Below are 16,106 nucleotides of genomic sequence, written 5' to 3' on the forward strand. Positions count from 1 at the left end.
GCCGCCGCCCGGCANAANNNCGGCTCCGCGCCCGCTGTTCTTGCCCGGCGGCGCTGCGCTTGCGCGGGCCTGGGATATCTATGCAACCTATTGATATTAAGGTGTATTAATGCCTGTCTTCTGTAGGCCGGGCAAGGCATCGCCGCCGCCCGGCATAAAGGCAGGTACTGCGCTAGATAGCGGTTGCCTCGCACCCGCTCAGCGACAGTCATCGACGGCGACAAACTGGCCATGCTGTAGGGACTGAACCGCCGCTTCGGCAATGGCCTGCGCCTGCAGGCCGTCCAGCAGGCCGGGCAGGTCGGCGACGGTTTCACCATTCAGGGAGCGAATAAAGGCGTCAAGATGCTGGTAATAAGATCCCTGTACCCGGCTGAACCAGTCTGGCCACAGGCCCGGCTCAATGCGCTGATTGCCGCGCCACAGGGTAGGTCCCGCCGGCGACTGGCTACCGGACTCCAGCGCGCCTTCGGCGCCCAGCAGGGTGATCCGTTCATCGTACCCGTGGCCGGTGCGGCGGGTATTGTCCAACTGCGCCAGCGCGCCGCCGCGCATCTGCATCATCAGGATGGAGGTGTCGACATCGCCAAATTCGGCAATGTCCGGCAGGGCCAGCGCCGCGCCCATCGCTGCTACGGTGCGCACTTCATCGCCAGTGAGAAAGCGCAGGAGATCGAAGAAGTGGATCGCCTGATCGCGCATCTGGCCGCCGGAGCTGCGCAGATAGTCGAGCGGCGGCATGCTGGAGGCGCGGCAGACCATCTGCACCAGCTCGACCCGGCCGATCAGCCCTTGCTCCAGCTGGCGGCGGAGCTGCTGATGGCTGCTATCGAAGCGCCGGTTAAAGCCGACAGTGACCGGCACGTTCAGGGGGAGCACCCGCTCCACCACCTCACGGGCGCGCGCCAGGGAGAGGTCGATCGGTTTTTCGCAATAGACCGCCTTGCCCGCCCTGGCGGCGGCTTCCAGCAGTTCGGCATGCGACGGGGTTGAACTGGCGATCAGCACCGCGTCGATGGCGTCGCTATGGATCGCCTCGCTCACGGTCACCGCCCGGGCGCCATAGCGGGCGGCCAGCGCCTGGGCGCGCTCCGGGGCGGCATCGGCCACCATCGTCAACGCACTTCCTTCATGACGAGCAAGACTGGCGGCATGAACCTGACCGATAAAACCACTGCCTACCAGGGCAAAACGTTTGCAGATCATTTTTTTCTCCAGAATGGCGAGGGGACGCTGCCACCATAATCGGTTTGCTAAACTCACTGACACTGCCGTTTTGATGGATTTCCATCATGAAGAGAGGGGCGATGAAAAACATTTCACTGGCGATGCTGGCCAGACAGATTGGCGTCGGCGTGGCCACCGTTGACCGGGTGCTGAACGAGCGCGGCGGCGTATCGCCGCAGACCACGCGCAAAGTGCTGCAGGCGGCGCGCGAGGCGGGGCTGAAGCGGATCCTGCCGGAGGAGCACCGCTTTCCCTGGCAGATTGAGGTCTTTCTCAGCAGCAATGACTCGTTCTTCTTTCCGCAGCTGGCGCAGGATTTTGCCGCCGTGGCGGATAGCCTCGGCTATCGCCGTCTGACCTTGCACCGCACCTTTGTCCCGGAGTCGCAGCCAACGACGCTGGCCCGGCGCATTGCGCGCAGCTGCCAGCAGCGTCAAGGGATCATCGTCTTCGGCAATGACCATCCCGCGGTGCACGACGCGCTGCACCGCTGCCGGGAGGCTGGCGTCCCGGCGATCACCCTGGCGACGGACCTGCCCGGCGCCGACCGACTCTGCCACGTGGGGATCAATCAGCTACAGGCTGGCCGCACGGCGGGGTTAATGCTGGGGAGAATGACGCCGCGGCCCGGCGAGGTGCTGATGGTCAGCGGCCGGCAAGATTACAGCGCGCATCGCCTGCGCATTCAGGGGTTCCGCGAGGTGCTGAGCCAGCGCTTTCCCCACCTGCAGCTCAGCGACGTGCTGGCGGGCGAGGAGCGGCGGGAGCAGATCACCCGCCTGGTGGAGCAAGCCCTGTGCCGCAGCCGGAATATTGTTGGGATCTATAACACCGGGCTTGGCAATACCCAGATTGCCGAGGCGCTGGCCCGCCACCGCCGCGAAGGCGACGTCTGCTGGATCACCCATGAGCGTTACAACACCACCCGGCAGCAGCTGGCGAAGGGCAGCCTGGCGTTAACGCTCGATCAGAACACCCGCCAGCACGCCCAGCTGGCGATCGACCTGATGCTGCGCCATCTGGAGTCCGGCTACCAGCCGCAAACCTATGCCGACGGTAAAGTCGACTTTATCCTCTACAGCGCCGAGAACGTGGACTAAGGCGTACGGCGCCTCCCTTCCTGACAACACGGATTTCCCCGGCGGGTAAATGCCAACCCCGCCGGGAGGGATCGCTTCAAAGCGTTGTCTGCTTCTCATTTTTCGCTCATTTATGCGGCAATGTTAGATGTCTGTCAAAATTCTGTTACTGCATAGTTTTAAAATTTTCATTTCAGTTATTTACTTATAAAAGTTTCAAATGTCTTGTTAATGAAATAAATGGTCTNAAATCCAGGTTGCGGCGTAAATGGACTGATGTTTCAAAATAGTGATGATAAAACAGCCGTTATTTGTGATTTAGATCACGATGGAGTGCGAGAGGTGCCGCAGCGTCGTCGATATACCAGCAGACATTTGTCGCAACGTAACTGAAATTAATTTTTCATTTTGTTTCATTCACCGGCGTACCTACAAAANCAAGGATCAACTATGAATATTAAGAAAACGATTGTTGCCTCTTTGTTAGCCTGCATGCTGCCTGCGGTGGTTATGGCAAAAGATGTCTCCATTGGCGTCTCGATGGCGCTGTTTGACGATAACTTCCTGACGATCCTGCGTACCTCGATGCAAAAAGAGATGAAAAAAGATGGCGTTAAATCGCAGATCGAGGACGCGAAAGGGGATGTCTCCCAGCAGCTGCAGCAGGTACAGAACTTTATCGGCCAGGGGGTGGACGCCATTATCGTCAACCCGGTGGATACCAACGCGGTGAAACCGATCATGGATCAGGCCACCAAAGCCGGGATCCCGCTGGTGTTTGTGAACCGCCGTCCGCAGGCGGAGCTGACCGACAAGATGGCCTATGTGGGATCGGACTCCATTCTCGCCGGCCGTCTGCAGATGGAAGCGCTGGCGAAAGCGATGAACGGTAAGGGCAATGTGGCGATCCTGCTCGGCGACCTGGCGAATGAATCCACTCGCGACCGCACCAAAGGGGTGGAAGAGGTGGTAGCGAAATACCCGAACATCAAAATCGTCCAGAAGCAGACCGCGAAATTTACCCGCAATGACGCAGTGGATGTGGTCAGCAACTGGATGACCAGCGGTGAGGATATCCAGGCCATCGCCTCCAACAACGATGAAATGGCGATCGGCGCCCTGCAGGCGCTGGGCAAAAACCCGAACCATATTCTCATCGCCGGCGTGGATGGCACCCCGGATGCCCTGCAGATGCTGAAGAGCGGCAAGATGATCGCCACCATCTTCCAGGATGCGAAAGGCCAGGGTGAAGGCGCAGTAGACGCGGCCATCAAGCTGGCGAACGGCGAGAAAGTGGAAAAAATCATCGACGTGCCGTATCAGCTGATCACCAAAGAGAACATGGCTGAATTTACCAACCGTAATCAGAAATAGTCCTGGCCAACCTGTGGTACGGAGGTGGATGTATGAACGCTTTTGCCCTTGAAGCCGAAGGTATCAGTAAGTTCTTCCCCGGCGTGAAGGCGCTCGATAATGTCTCATTGCGCGTGCGTCCGGGAACGGTGCATGCCCTGATGGGCGAGAACGGCGCCGGTAAATCCACGCTGATGAAATGCCTGATCGGTATCTATCGCCCCGATAAAGGGTCGATTCGCGTGAAAGGGGAGCCGGTGGAGTTTACCGACACCATGGATGCGCTGCGCTCGGGGATCTCGATGATCCACCAGGAGCTCAATCTGGTGCCGCATATGACGGTGGCGGAGAATATCTGGCTGGGGCGCGAGCCGATGAAGTACGGCTTTGTCGACCACGGCCAGCTGACCCGCCAGACCCAGGCGCTGCTGGATAAGCTCAATATCCGCTTAACCGCTGACCGGCTGGTGGGCGACCTGAGCATCGCCGCCCAGCAGATGGTGGAGATTGCCAAAGCGGTTTCATGGAACGCGGATATCGTGATCATGGANGAGCCCACCTCGGCGCTGACCGAAGGCGAGGTGGCTCACCTGTTCACCATCATCCGCGACCTGCGCGCCCAGGGTAAAGCGATCATCTATATCAGCCACAAAATGGATGAGATCTTTGCCATTACCGATGAGATCAGCGTCTTTCGCGACGGCACCTGGGTGGGGAGCAAAAACACCACCGAATTTACCCGGCAGTCGCTGATCACCCAGATGGTGGGCCGCGAATTAACCCAGCTGTTTCCGAAATTTAATAACACCATCGGCGAAGAGGTGCTGACGGTGCGCAACCTGACGCGTCAGGGCGTGTTCCATGACGTCAGCTTTAGCGTACGCCGTGGCGAAATCCTGGGCGTGGCCGGGCTGGTGGGCGCCGGGCGCAGCGAGGTTATGGAAAGCCTGTTCGGTATGGAGCGCTTCGACAGCGGCGAAGTGCTGATCGACGGGGCGCCGGTGACCATCGATTCCCCCTCCGTGGCGATTGAAAAGGGGATGGCATTATTAACCGAAGACCGGAAAAAGTCGGGCCTGTTTCTGGTGCTGTCGGTGCTGGAAAATATGAGTATCGTCAAAATGCCGGAATATATCGGCAAGAGCGGTTTTGTCCAGCACGTGAAAATGGCCGAAGACTGCATGGAGCAAATACGCCGGCTCAATATTAAAACGCCGACGATGGATCAAATTATTAATAACCTCAGCGGGGGGAATCAGCAAAAAGTCCTGATTGCGCGCTGGCTGTTAGCGCAACCGAAAATCTTAATTCTCGATGAGCCGACCCGCGGTATCGACGTCGGGGCGAAGGCGGAGATTTATCATCTTATCAGTGAACTGGCGAATCGGGGGGTGGCGGTGATTATGGTCTCCTCTGAACTGCCGGAAATCCTTGGCATGAGCGATCGGGTCATGGTGATGCATGAAGGTCGTATCACCGGCATCCTGGAAAAAGACGAAGCCGACCAGGAAACCATTTTGTCGTTGGCATCCCATTGAGGCACAGAGAATGAGTAATATGAAATTAACGGCGGCTCCGGCCAGCGAGGGTTCCTCCTTCTTCGCTAATTTGCGGCATAAAATGCCGAAAGATACCGGCATCTTTGTGGTGATGCTGGTGATTGCCCTGACCTTTGAAATCGCCGGCTGGTATGTTCGCGACCAGTCGTTCCTGCTCAATACCAACCGGCTGGTGCTGATTGTGCTGCAGGTGGCGATTATCGGCATCATCGCCGTGGGCGTCACCCAGGTGATCATCACCACCGGGATTGACCTCTCCTCCGGCTCGGTTATTGCCCTTGCGGCGGTGGTGGCGGCCAGCCTGGCGCAAACCTCCGATAGCCTGTCGCCAATGTTCCCGGCGCTGGTCAACCTGCCGGCGGTGATCCCCATTTGCGCGGGGATCGGCGTCGGCCTGCTGTGCGGCCTGACCAACGGTTTCCTGGTGACGCGGACCGGTATCCCGCCGTTTATCGCCACCCTCGGGATGATGGTTTCGGCGCGCGGTCTGGCGCAGTATTACACTCAGGGCAACCCGATCAGCTTCCTCTCCGACAGCTTTACGGCGATAGGCCAGGGTGCGATGCCGGTGATTATCTTCTTCGTGATCGCCGCCGTGTTTCACATTGCGCTGAAGCATACCCGGTATGGCAAATATGTGTATGCCATCGGCGGCAACATGACCTCGGCCAAAGTGTCCGGCATCAATGTGAATAAATATCTGGTGATCGTCTACACCATCGCCGGGGCGCTCTCCGGGCTGGCGGGGGTGGTGCTGGCGGCGCGCGTCAGCAGCGGCCAGTCGAGCATGGGGATGTCCTACGAGCTGGACGCGATTGCCGCCGCGGTGATCGGCGGCAGCAGCTTAATGGGCGGAGTGGGGCGCATTACCGGCACCCTGATTGGCGCGATGATCCTTGGCCTGATCAAAAGCGGTTTTACCTTTGTCGGCGTCGATGCCTATGTGCAGGATATTATTAAAGGCATCATTATCGTTGCGGCGGTAACCATCGATATGCGTCGCAACCGGAAAAAACACTAATCTTATCAATGAGCGGCAACGGCGAAGGATGCCGTTGCCGCCCGTCCTGTCCAGAAATAAACAAAATACTCCCCGCCAGGCTCCGCCTGTCTGTTTTGCCTGCGCTGCGCATCCTGTACAGTTTCGCCACTTCCGTTGTCCATTCGTCAGGGGCCACGCGTGGCCTGCGGTTTCTGGAGTCGTATGAATACACCATCCTTTGGCAAATTCTCGCCGCGCTGGCTAGCGGGAAAAAGGGGCCTTATCGTCACGCTGCTCGCGGGGCTGGCGATCCTGGCGCTCGGTCGGGGCATGAATTTGCCGGCCAGAGAGGTTTACCGTGAGAGGCAGATCCGCCAGCTGGAGGAGGATGCGCAGTGGGTGACGGAACGCCTTGAGCGGCGGATGAACATTCCGGCGCCGCAGCGGGAAGCGACCTGGCCGCTGGCGGCGATGCGCGCCGCTCTCCAGACCCTCGCCCGGGAGCGGCATTATCAGCTGCTGCTGGTGAATGGCGACGGGCATCTGCTGGCGGCATCGCACGCGCTGCCGGCCAGCGTGCTGGCCCAGGTGCAGGCGCAGTTCCCGCGAGAGATGCAGCCCCCGCTGTTCGGCAGCCACTACCAGACCATTCAGCCATTCGCCCCGCATCAGCGGATGTTAAGCCGGGCGCTGAACGGCAACGCGGGGCTGGCGGGCTGGAATCTGGTGATGCTGGCGCCGGATGGTGGATTGCCCTCGTTGCTGGTGGCTTACCGCTGGCCGGTAACGATCGGCCTTGGCGGGTGCTCGCCAGCGCGCTGCTGGCGCTGAGGCAGGCGGCGCGCGCCAGGCGAAAACGCTAATTGCCAACCGCGCCGTCAGGGATGGCGAATTTGCAGGGTGGCGGGCAGATAGCGCTGAAGCGGCTCCGGCGCCTGGCCGTCGATCAGCTGGCTGAGCAGATCGTAGCAGTGCCAGGCCAGCTGGCGATTATCCTGCTGCACGGTATCAATGCGCAGGGAAAGCGAATCATACAGATAGTGATCGTCGAAGCTGGCGAGATGAATATTGGAATCCAGCAGATGATGCTGGCTCATATAGCGCAGCACCCCTTCGAGCAGCCCGCAGGCCGCGGTGAAGAGCGCCTTCGGCGGACGCCCCAGCCGCGCGCAGAGCGCCGCGAACATCTCATAGCCGGAGCTGGGGTGGTAGTTGCCGTTGATCACCCACTCGGGACGCAGCGTGATCCCCGCCTGGGCCAGGCCCTGGGTGAACCCCGCCAGCCGGTCGCGCGACGGCGACAGCCGCGGCTGGCCGCCGAGAAACCAGAACTCGTCCGCATGCTGAGACGCGATACGGGAGATCAGCTCGGCCGTTGGGGTGACCGAGTCGGTCATCACCAGCGGCAGGGCGCTGTCGCTGGGGGAGCGGTCAAACAGCACCACCGGCAGCTGTTCGCTAAGTTTCTGATAGTCGGCATCGCTGTGCATACAAGAGGCGACTATCAGGCCGTCGACCTGGCGGGCGATCATGTTATTGACCACCACGCTCTCCTGGCCTGGGTTTTCGTCGGTGCAGGAGATAAGCAGCTGCACGCCGGCTTCCCGGCAGAGCGTCTCAAGCTCGTGGGAGAAAACGGCAAACCCGTAGTTGGTGATCTCCGGCACCACCAGACCAATGGTATGGCTGCGGTTATCGCGCAGCGAGCGCGCGTGAATGCTCGGCTGATAGTGCTGTTCACGAGCGATCGCCAGTACGCGCTCGCGCGTCTCCTGCGCCACGCGCAGCTCTTTACCACGACCGTTGAGTACCAGGCTGGCGGTCGCTTTGGAGACGCCCGCCAGTTCGGCGATATCTTTGATAGTTACGCGTTTGGTTTTCATCAGCACCCGGGAGCCTGAAAGCAAAACGCTTATTCTACCATGCATGGCCGCAGCAGCCAGCGGCAGAATGCCACCGGCGTCGCACCGCTGAAGATGAGCTGCCCCGGATAGCCCGGGAAGAAGCGGCTGCTCATCACCCCTTCGCCATCGTTGATGAAAATCTCCACGCTGGAGCGGTCGATAAAGATCCGCAGGCGTCGCGCCTCGCCGCGCCAGTAGCGGTGATGCATCTCTGCCGTCTGCAGGCCGCGGCGCGACAGACGCAGGCCGTCGCGATTGACGGTGAGCTGCAGGGCGCCGGCAAAGTCCAGCCCCAGCGTGCTGTTGGGGGCGATGTCAAAGGCCAGCTCCATCGGGGCGAGGGGCAGGGTCTGTCCGCACCAGCCCTGGGCTTCCCCGCGCAGGGCGACCAACTCGCGCAGCGGACACTGATACAGAGTGCCAGCCTGCCACTCCAGCTCACGCACGCAGGTCATCTGATGGATCCAGCCCTGCGCGCGGGTGGGCTGATGCATCTCGTCCCCGTCGGGGACGCCCATCCAGCCGACCAGCAGGCGGCGGCCATCGTCGGCCTGCATGGTCTGCGGCGCGTAGAACTCAAATCCGCTGTCCAGCTCGTGCAGCGGGCCGTGGTCGAAGATCCCGCGTTCGGCGTCGAAGCGGCCTGCCATCCACACCGCCGGATAGGTATTGAGAAAGCGCTGCGCTTCGCGGGCCAGCCCCTGCGGGCAGCAGATCAGCAGGTGGGTGTCCGCCAGCGGAAAGAGATCCGGGCACTCCCACATGTAGCCGGCGTTCGCCAGGCCGTTCACGTCGTGCCCGGCGATCTCGCCCACCAGGCGCCACTCCCGCAGGTCGCTGGCGGTAAACAGCAGCACTTTGCCGCGCTGTTGCACATCCTGCGCCCCAAGAACCATGTACCAGCGCCCGTCCTGCCGCCACACTTTAGGGTCGCGCACATGGCCGGTATAGCCTTCTGGCAGCGGCAGCACCGGCCCCAGCTTGCGGAAGGTGCCATCGGCATTCTCGGTCGCCAGACATTGCCAGGCGGTGCGCCCGCCGTCGGGGAATTTCACGTTGCCGGTGTAGCACAGAGTCAGGGCGCCCTCGAACTCGACCGCGCTGCCAGAGTAGCAGCCGTTGCGGTCATACTCTTCATCCGGCATCAGGGCGATAGGTTCGTGCCGCCAGTGCAGCAGATCGGCAGAGCTCCAGTGTCCCCAGCACTTATAGGTATGGTCGCAGGCGAGCGGGTTCCACTGATAAAACAGGTGGTAACGCCCGGCGACCTGGCAAAAGCCGTTAGGATCGTTCAGCAGTCCGTTGACCGGCGCCAGATGCCATTGCGGATAATGGCTGTCGGCCAGCGCCTGCGGCTGGCCCTGCATAACGGCCTGCAGGATCGCAGGCAGACGTGACGGTAATGACATTATTCAGCGTCCGTTTTGTATTTCAGCATCAGAGAGAGCGCGAAGGCCACGGCGAAGGCGATCGCCATTCCGATAATGTAGTTCAGCAGCGAGCTGGCCTGCACGATAGCCATCCCCGGGATCGCCGTCAGGCCCACCGCGGTCATGTAGACGTGCATCGACACCACCCAGGCGCCGCCGGCGGCACCGCCCACCAGCGCGGCGATGAACGGTTTCACAAAGCGCAGGTTAATCCCGAAGATTGCCGCCTCGGTGATCCCCAGCATCGCCGAAAACGCCGACGGCAGGGTGATGGCTTTTATTTTGGCATCTTTGGTTTTAAACCACACCGCAAAGCAGGCGCCGCCCTGGGCGACGTTGGCCATCGCCCAGATCGGCAGCAGGAAGTTGACGCCAATCGATGGGTTGCCCAGCAGTCCGGCCTCGATGGCATGGAAGCTGTGATGGATACCGGTAATGACGATCACCGAATAGAGGCCGCCGAACAGCAGGCCTGCCAGCCAGCCGGCGTGGCTGATAAGCGTGCTGAGGATAAACGAAATGCCGTCGCCGAGCGCGCGACCGGCCGGGCCGATCAGCAGCAGGGCGATAAAGCCGGAGATAATCACCGTCAGGAACGGAGTGAGGATCAGGTCCAGCGCGTCAGGGATCACGCGGCGCAGCCGCTTCTCGACCATGCTCATAAACCACACCGCCAGCAGCACCGGGAAGACGGTGCCCTGGTAACCGATCATCGCCACTTCGATGCCGAAGAAATTCATGGTGTGGAAGCCGGCGGCGACGCCCCAGGCGTTGGTCAGCGCCGGATGGGTGAGGATCCCGCCGAGGGTCGCGCCCAGATAGGGGTTACCGCCAAATTCGCGGGCGGCGGTAAAGCCGATCAGGATCGGCAGAATGATAAACGCCGCCGAACTGCACATATCCAGCATGATATAGAGAGCGTTGCTCGGGTCGACCCAACCGTAGGTTTTCACCATCCCCAGCAGGCCCATCAGCAGGCCGGAGGCGACGATGGCCGGAATAATCGGCACGAAGATGTTGGACAGCAGGCGGGCGATGCGCTGGAACGGGTTCAGCTTTTTCGCCGCCAGGTCGGCGGCTTCGGATTTGCTCGATTCGCTGATGCCTGCGGCCTGGATAAAGGCGGCATAGACTTTATTGACCACCCCGGTGCCGAAGATGATCTGCATCTGTCCGGCATTGCGAAAGCAGCCTTTCACCCCGTCGATTTTGCCAATCGCCTGCTGATCGGCGAGCGCGTCGTCGACCAGCACCAGCCGCAGGCGGGTGGCGCAGTGCGCGGCGCTGGCGATATTTTCCTTGCCGCCCAGCAGGGGAAGCAGTGAGCGGGAAATCTGTTCAAAATCCATAGTACCCTCTAAATGCATGATGATATGGCGTGGGCGGCGCCAGCCGTGGCAGGCGCCGCGAACCTTATATTTATGTGTTATTTACCCTGTCGCCCCGGTGGCCGTCAGAACCAGGTCTCCATTTGCATACCGAACGACCATTCGCCGCCCGATTTGAATCCGTTGCTGCCTAACGCGTCATCGTTGGCGTAGTTGTCCAGTTTTTTGCTCCAGTCCATCCACGATGTATAGAAGCGGATCTCCGGCCGCGAGAAGAAGTCGCCGATGCTGCCCACCTTGAAGGTCGGGGCGAAGGTCAGCTTGTAGAAGCTGCCATTGACCGCATGGCGATCGTTGTAGCCTTCAGGCTGCAGATCCATGTACTGATAGCTGCCCTCCCAGGCGAGGGCGAAGTTCTGCGTCACTTCCTGAATCAGACGCAGGTTGAGGGTGGCCCACTGATAGCTGTCGCCATCGACATAACGATCTTTACTGCTCTGCGCCAGCACGGCCGGGGCAATAAACCAGCGATCGCTCAGCGGCGTAGTGCCATAGCTGGCGAAGCGCCAGGTATTGGCCCCCGGGCGCAGCGCGCCGTCGGAGCCGATGCCTTTAACCTCGGCGCCCAGCCCGTGGCCGTACAGCAGGGCCGTTTTGCTGGTCCCGTCGCGCAGGCCATAGAAGCTCTCATTGTGCAGGCCCAGCAGGGCATGAACCCCGGTGTTAGCGGCATCGCCTTTCACCAGATTGCCGTTCGCGTCCTGGCGGTCGTCATTATCTTTCGCCCGCATCCCGCTGACCATCATCTGCACCGGGCCGGCAAAGTTATTCATGCTGACGATATAGTTCTGCACGCTGTTGCTGCTGTCGGCGATATCGCCAAAGTTGCGGCCGTATAACGAGAAGTTGCTGCGCAGGCTGTCGTTCCATTTCACGTCGTAGATCCCGCCGCCGGTCCCGGCGAGGAACACCACATCCGAGTCAATCCAGTGGATGTCGAAGTTGTCGCGGTCAAAGCGTTTCCCGGCCCACAGGGTCGAGCCTTTGAACGGGCCTTCGAAGGTCGGCAGATTGCCCAGCTCGACGAACGCCTGGCGTACGTTCAGGTCGCTGCTGCTTGCCGTCCAGTCGTTATAGGTGGTCTGTCCGTCGGCCACCATCACTTTGAAACGGGTGGTCGCCCCGTTGTCCAGGGTCTGTTTATGTTCGAGGTTCATTTCCACATAGGTGTCGGCCTGGTTGCCCAGGCGACCAATGGCGCCGCCGGTCTCCCCGGCGGGGGTCATATAAGCGCCGGATTTGGTACTGGCGGCCGAGTCGTTCATGATCACCCCGGAACGCGCATAGCCGTGGAACTCAAAGCCGCCGGGCCGTTCGGCTTTTTCTTCCAGTTGAGTGGTGCGCCTGGCCACCTGCTGGGTGGTGGCCTGGGTTTGCTGCTGCTGCTGGGTTAACTGCTGAACTTTCTGCTCCGCTGAGGCGGCGCGGCTTTCGGCAGTGCTGGCGCGGGTCTCGGCGTCCTGCAGGCGTTTTTCCAGGGCGGCGAGACGCGCTTCAATGCTGTTCAGGTCTGTCTGCCCATGGGCGGCGGCGGTGCCGGTTAGCAAAGCAATAAGAATGGCTAACTTCCGTTTTTTATACATGTTGGTGACATCCAAAGGTAAATCAGTGAGTGTGCTAATGTTTGCTAAACCGGTTTAGTTGATATGTTAAACATGTCGGTAACGCGGTGAAAATAAAAATTGCTAAACCGGTTTAAGAATTGTGATGTCGCCAGCAAAGTGGGCCGTTAACCGGCCCAAGGGGATCACAGCGAGCGCTGAAGATCGTCCTTGTAGGGCAGGGCGGTCATGGCGCCTTTGGCGGTGGTGGCCAGCGCGCCGCAGGTTTGCGCCAGCGCGAGGTCGGGAGCCAGGGCTGCGAGGTTGTCCGGGATACCGTGGGCGGCGAGGCCGGCGAGTAGCCCGGCGACAAAGGCATCGCCGGCGCCGGTGGTATCGACGGCCACCACCGGGCGGGCAGGGAAGTGGCTAACCTGCCCGCGCAGGGCGGCCTGGACCCCCGCTTTACCCTGGGTCACCAGCAGTAGCGTCGGCTGGAAGCGGGCGTTCAGCCGGGCGATGCCGCTGACGATGTCGTCGCTGCCGCTGATAAACGCCAGCTCCTCTTCCGAAAGTTTTATGGCGTCGGCGAGGGCCAGCGCCCGGTCGAGACAGTCGCGAAGGTCCTGCGGATCCTGCCACAGGTCGCTGCGGATATTGGGGTCGAAGCTGACATAGCCCCCGGCGCGCTTTATCGCCTCCATCGCCGCGAATGTCGTGCTGCGGCTCGGCTCCGCGCTGAGAGCGATGGAGCAGACGTGCAGCCACTGACCGGCGGCAAACGGCGGGAGATCCTCGGGCTGAAGGAACAGGTCGGCGCTCGGGCGGACCATAAAGGTAAAGGTGCGCTCCCCGTGGCTATCGAGATCGACCACCACCGTGGAGGTGCGCTGCGCCGCATCGAGGCGCATGTAGTTCACATCCACCTGCTCCTGCGCCAGGGTGTGACGCATAAAACGGCCGAAGGGATCGTCGCCGACGCGGCCGATAAACCCGCTGTCACCGCCGAGCCGCGCCACGCCGACCGCCACGTTGGCCGGCGCGCCGCCGGGGCATTGCAGCAGGCGGCCCTCTCCATCGGGCAGGAGATCGACGACCGCATCGCCGAGTACCCAGATTTTTCCATTCATACGACAAGCTCCTCTAAGCTAAACTTTATTAAACCGGTTTAGCTCATTAAAGCACAGCCCACCGGTAAGCGGAACGATTGGGTCACGAAACAGGGAGGCGAGGGTAAAAAATGTGAGCCAGGCGGAATATTTCGCCACTCCAGATCTGGACTTTTCCTTCCCCACCCGCTTAGGTATAGTTCACCAGGTCGCGGTTAGCCCCGCCGCGGTGGCCAAAGGTAAAGGAGTGCGTAGCGCGATGAACCCCAGTTTTGGCGATATTTACGATCGGTACCAGAAGCTGACGCTGACTACGCATCTGCCGGCGGTGATCGCCTGCAGTGAAACGCTGAGTTTGGGCAAAGACCAGGGCTTTATTCCGCAGTCGGGCTATCTCTACTTTCTGCTGCAGGGGCAAATGACATTGGCCTTTGGTGATGAGCAGAACCTGGTCGGGATTGTTATCGCGCATATGCCGTTAGGATTACTGGAACATTATTGTCCGTCGGTCGCGCTCTATTATCAGTGTCTGGGCGAGTGCCAGCTGGCGAAAATAACCGCCAGCGATTTTGAGCGAATATTCTTTCATTCGTCGCCGGGCTATATGCAAGAGCTGACCACGATCCTGGCCTATATGGGCATATTTGCCCTTGATGCCCACTATGAACGCGGCAGCCAGACCAGCTTTCAGACCATTAAATCGATGCTGTCGCGCTATTTATATCGCGGCGAAATTGATGGGGGTCAGCATGAGAGCCTGTCGGCATTTATTATTAAACGAACCAATCTCTCGCGCAGCTATGTGTACCAGGTGCTGGCCGCGCTGCGCGAGGGGGGATATATCACGGTGAAAAAAGGCAAGCTGATCTCCATCGACCGTCATATTCCTGAGAAATTCTAAATCCGATTCGGCAGATTCACGCCATCACGTTGCTATTACCGCCAGGGAAAGCGCTAAGCGCGCTTTTTCCCCCGGCCCCGTTACGCCTGAATCTGGCTGTTTTATTTATTTAACCTTGCACTCTGGAGTTATTTTATGACCCTGGACTATGTGGCGCTGGCCATTCTGATCGCCGTGGCCTTAATACTTTTTTATGGCGTGATTGTTATTCACGATATTCCGTATGAAATCGCCAAAGAGCGGCGTCATCCTCATCAGGATGCGATTCATTATGCCGGTTGGGTCAGCTTATTTACCCTCCACGCGCTGTGGCCCTTGTTATGGATCTGGGCGACGCTGTGGCGCGAAGACCGCGGATGGGGGATGCGCCACATTGCCGACGATCAGCAGGCGCTGCATCAGCGTCTGGAAACGGTGGTCCAGCAGCTGGAACAGGTCCAGCGCGAGGTGGACGTTCTGAAAGCGAAGGAGGCAAAATAATGGAAACGTTAATGTTGCTGACCTACGCCGCGCTATGCATCGTGGTGTTTAAAGTTTTTCGCATCCCGCTCAATAAGTGGACCGTGCCGACGGCGGTGCTCGGCGGTATCGCCCTGATTGGCGCGGTGATCTTCGGGATGAACTACAACTTCCCTTATACCGACGTCGGTAACCAGGTGTTTCGCACCGTGCCGATTGTGTCGCAGGTACGCGGCCGGGTGCAGAGCGTACCGGTGAAGCCTAACCAGATGCTGCATAAGGGCGATGTGCTGTTTACCCTCGACCCGACGCCGTTCCAGGCGAAAGTAGACGATCTGCAGGCGCAGATAAAAGCAGCCAGTCAGGATGCGCTCTCCTTAAACGCGGCGTTAAGCCAGGCGCAGGCCGAGCTGAGCCGTGCGGTGGCCCAGCGCGACCAGTCGCGGCGGGAGTATGCCCGCTATCGAGAGGGCCATGCCCAGGGCGCCTTCTCCGATCAAATGGTTGATACCCGTCTGCAGACGTGGAAAGCCGATGAAGCCAGCGTCAGCGCGGCTCAGGCGAAGGTGGTTCAGGCGCGTAATGCGCTGGACTCGGTGGTGAAGGGCAAAAACACCACCGTGGCCTCCCTGCTGGCGCAGCTGCAAAAGGCGCAGTTTCAGCTGGAGAACACTGTCGTCCGCGCCCCGGAGGATGGCTATGTCAGTACCGTCGGCTTACGGCCGGGCACCATGTCCACTGCGCTGGGGATGATCCCGCTGATGACCTTTGTGCCGGTGGAGGGCGCCGCCTCGCGGGAGTACGTCGCGGCATTTCGCCAGAACGCCCTGCAGCGTCTGCACAAAGGCGAGCCCGCGGAGCTGATGTTTCCGGCTATCCCGGGCACNGTCTTTCACGGAGAAGTGGCCGACGTGCTGCCGGCGATTGGCGAGAGCCAGTTCCAGGGGCAGGGCAAATTGCTGACCACAGACGCGCTCAATACCCATGGCCGGGCGCTGGTGGTGCTGAAGGTGACCGATCCGCGTTTTGCCGAATACGCTCTGCCGCAGGGGGCCACCCTCGAGGCGGCGGTCTACTCGGATCACCTGAAAGAGCTGTCGCTGATCAGGAAGATCCTGATCCGCATGAAGAGCTGGGAAAACTATATCTATCTCGATCACTAAGCCGGCGGGNG

At 60.3% G+C, this 16,106-nt stretch carries 14 protein-coding genes; 8 read left to right on the forward strand and 6 right to left on the reverse strand.

Annotated features, from left to right (window positions below):
- Window positions 1-198: 198 nt before the first annotated feature.
- Window positions 199-1,206 carry a Gfo/Idh/MocA family oxidoreductase gene (locus VZP09_RS02585; protein ID WP_004177011.1) on the reverse strand — a complete coding sequence of 336 codons (1,008 nt, stop codon included), beginning with the start codon at window positions 1,204-1,206 and terminating at the stop codon, window positions 199-201.
- A 101-nt stretch (window positions 1,207-1,307) separates the two neighbouring features.
- Between VZP09_RS02585 and VZP09_RS02590 the strand changes: the two genes are divergently transcribed.
- The 5 genes from VZP09_RS02590 (at window position 1,308) to VZP09_RS02610 (ending at window position 7,031) form a co-directional block, all read left to right on the forward strand.
- Complete coding sequence (locus tag VZP09_RS02590; protein ID WP_004151797.1) at window positions 1,308-2,327, forward strand: LacI family DNA-binding transcriptional regulator; 1,020 nt, start codon at window positions 1,308-1,310, stop codon at window positions 2,325-2,327.
- 429 nt (window positions 2,328-2,756) lie between these two features.
- Window positions 2,757-3,680 carry a sugar ABC transporter substrate-binding protein gene (locus VZP09_RS02595; RefSeq protein ID WP_002892597.1) on the forward strand — a complete coding sequence of 308 codons (924 nt, stop codon included), beginning with the start codon at window positions 2,757-2,759 and terminating at the stop codon, window positions 3,678-3,680.
- Between the two features lie 32 nt (window positions 3,681-3,712).
- On the forward strand, window positions 3,713-5,197 hold the full coding sequence (locus tag VZP09_RS02600) for a sugar ABC transporter ATP-binding protein (RefSeq protein WP_328794876.1): 1,485 nt from the start codon (window positions 3,713-3,715) through the stop codon (window positions 5,195-5,197).
- Window positions 5,198-5,216: 19 nt separating this feature from the next.
- Window positions 5,217-6,239, forward strand: a complete 1,023-nt coding sequence (locus VZP09_RS02605; protein WP_004152946.1) for an ABC transporter permease — start codon at window positions 5,217-5,219, stop codon at window positions 6,237-6,239.
- A gap of 183 nt (window positions 6,240-6,422) precedes the next feature.
- Window positions 6,423-7,031 carry a hypothetical protein gene (locus tag VZP09_RS02610; protein WP_087847699.1) on the forward strand — a complete coding sequence of 203 codons (609 nt, stop codon included), beginning with the start codon at window positions 6,423-6,425 and terminating at the stop codon, window positions 7,029-7,031.
- Between the two features lie 47 nt (window positions 7,032-7,078).
- On the opposite strand, the gene VZP09_RS02615 is transcribed toward VZP09_RS02610, so the two are convergent.
- The 5 genes from VZP09_RS02615 to VZP09_RS02635 form a co-directional block, all read right to left on the reverse strand.
- Window positions 7,079-8,089 carry a LacI family DNA-binding transcriptional regulator gene (locus tag VZP09_RS02615; protein WP_328794877.1) on the reverse strand — a complete coding sequence of 337 codons (1,011 nt, stop codon included), beginning with the start codon at window positions 8,087-8,089 and terminating at the stop codon, window positions 7,079-7,081.
- A 23-nt stretch (window positions 8,090-8,112) separates the two neighbouring features.
- On the reverse strand, window positions 8,113-9,513 hold the full coding sequence (locus VZP09_RS02620) for a sucrose-6-phosphate hydrolase (RefSeq protein ID WP_032414630.1): 1,401 nt from the start codon (window positions 9,511-9,513) through the stop codon (window positions 8,113-8,115).
- Complete coding sequence (locus tag VZP09_RS02625; protein ID WP_032414631.1) at window positions 9,513-10,883, reverse strand: sucrose-specific PTS transporter subunit IIBC; 1,371 nt, start codon at window positions 10,881-10,883, stop codon at window positions 9,513-9,515. The genes VZP09_RS02620 and VZP09_RS02625 overlap by 1 nt, the downstream gene beginning before the upstream one ends.
- Before the next feature lie 104 nt (window positions 10,884-10,987).
- Window positions 10,988-12,505: a carbohydrate porin gene (locus VZP09_RS02630; protein WP_004147437.1), complete on the reverse strand. Its 1,518-nt coding sequence runs from the start codon at window positions 12,503-12,505 to the stop codon at window positions 10,988-10,990.
- 164 nt (window positions 12,506-12,669) lie between these two features.
- Window positions 12,670-13,593 (reverse strand): aminoimidazole riboside kinase, encoded by a 924-nt coding sequence (locus tag VZP09_RS02635; RefSeq protein ID WP_004177006.1) that lies wholly within the window; start codon window positions 13,591-13,593, stop codon window positions 12,670-12,672.
- 238 nt (window positions 13,594-13,831) lie between these two features.
- On the opposite strand from VZP09_RS02635, the gene VZP09_RS02640 reads away from it, so the two are divergent.
- The 3 genes from VZP09_RS02640 (at window position 13,832) to VZP09_RS02650 (ending at window position 16,095) form a co-directional block, all read left to right on the forward strand.
- Window positions 13,832-14,473 (forward strand): helix-turn-helix domain-containing protein, encoded by a 642-nt coding sequence (locus VZP09_RS02640; RefSeq protein WP_014599058.1) that lies wholly within the window; start codon window positions 13,832-13,834, stop codon window positions 14,471-14,473.
- A gap of 135 nt (window positions 14,474-14,608) precedes the next feature.
- A complete protein-coding gene (locus tag VZP09_RS02645; protein ID WP_004178874.1) occupies window positions 14,609-14,953 on the forward strand; it encodes a DUF3302 domain-containing protein in 345 nt (114 codons plus the stop codon).
- Window positions 14,953-16,095: an HlyD family secretion protein gene (locus VZP09_RS02650; protein WP_004223411.1), complete on the forward strand. Its 1,143-nt coding sequence runs from the start codon at window positions 14,953-14,955 to the stop codon at window positions 16,093-16,095. The genes VZP09_RS02645 and VZP09_RS02650 overlap by 1 nt, the downstream gene beginning before the upstream one ends.
- Window positions 16,096-16,106: the final 11 nt, after the last annotated feature.

It is taken from the genome of Klebsiella sp. EMBS2024 (assembly GCF_036233805.1).
In the GTDB taxonomy this organism is placed as follows: domain Bacteria; phylum Pseudomonadota; class Gammaproteobacteria; order Enterobacterales; family Enterobacteriaceae; genus Klebsiella; species Klebsiella pneumoniae.

Coding starts and splice junctions, on each gene's coding strand:
- VZP09_RS02585 (WP_004177011.1), bottom strand. CDS start 1,206: ATGATCTGCAAACGTTTTGCCCTGGTAGGCAGTGGTTTTATCGGTCAG.
- VZP09_RS02590 (WP_004151797.1), top strand. CDS start 1,308: ATGAAAAACATTTCACTGGCGATGCTGGCCAGACAGATTGGCGTCGGC.
- VZP09_RS02595 (WP_002892597.1), top strand. CDS start 2,757: ATGAATATTAAGAAAACGATTGTTGCCTCTTTGTTAGCCTGCATGCTG.
- VZP09_RS02605 (WP_004152946.1), top strand. CDS start 5,217: ATGAAATTAACGGCGGCTCCGGCCAGCGAGGGTTCCTCCTTCTTCGCT.
- VZP09_RS02610 (WP_087847699.1), top strand. CDS start 6,423: ATGAATACACCATCCTTTGGCAAATTCTCGCCGCGCTGGCTAGCGGGA.
- VZP09_RS02620 (WP_032414630.1), bottom strand. CDS start 9,513: ATGTCATTACCGTCACGTCTGCCTGCGATCCTGCAGGCCGTTATGCAG.
- VZP09_RS02625 (WP_032414631.1), bottom strand. CDS start 10,883: ATGGATTTTGAACAGATTTCCCGCTCACTGCTTCCCCTGCTGGGCGGC.
- VZP09_RS02630 (WP_004147437.1), bottom strand. CDS start 12,505: ATGTATAAAAAACGGAAGTTAGCCATTCTTATTGCTTTGCTAACCGGC.
- VZP09_RS02635 (WP_004177006.1), bottom strand. CDS start 13,593: ATGAATGGAAAAATCTGGGTACTCGGCGATGCGGTCGTCGATCTCCTG.
- VZP09_RS02640 (WP_014599058.1), top strand. CDS start 13,832: ATGAACCCCAGTTTTGGCGATATTTACGATCGGTACCAGAAGCTGACG.
- VZP09_RS02645 (WP_004178874.1), top strand. CDS start 14,609: ATGACCCTGGACTATGTGGCGCTGGCCATTCTGATCGCCGTGGCCTTA.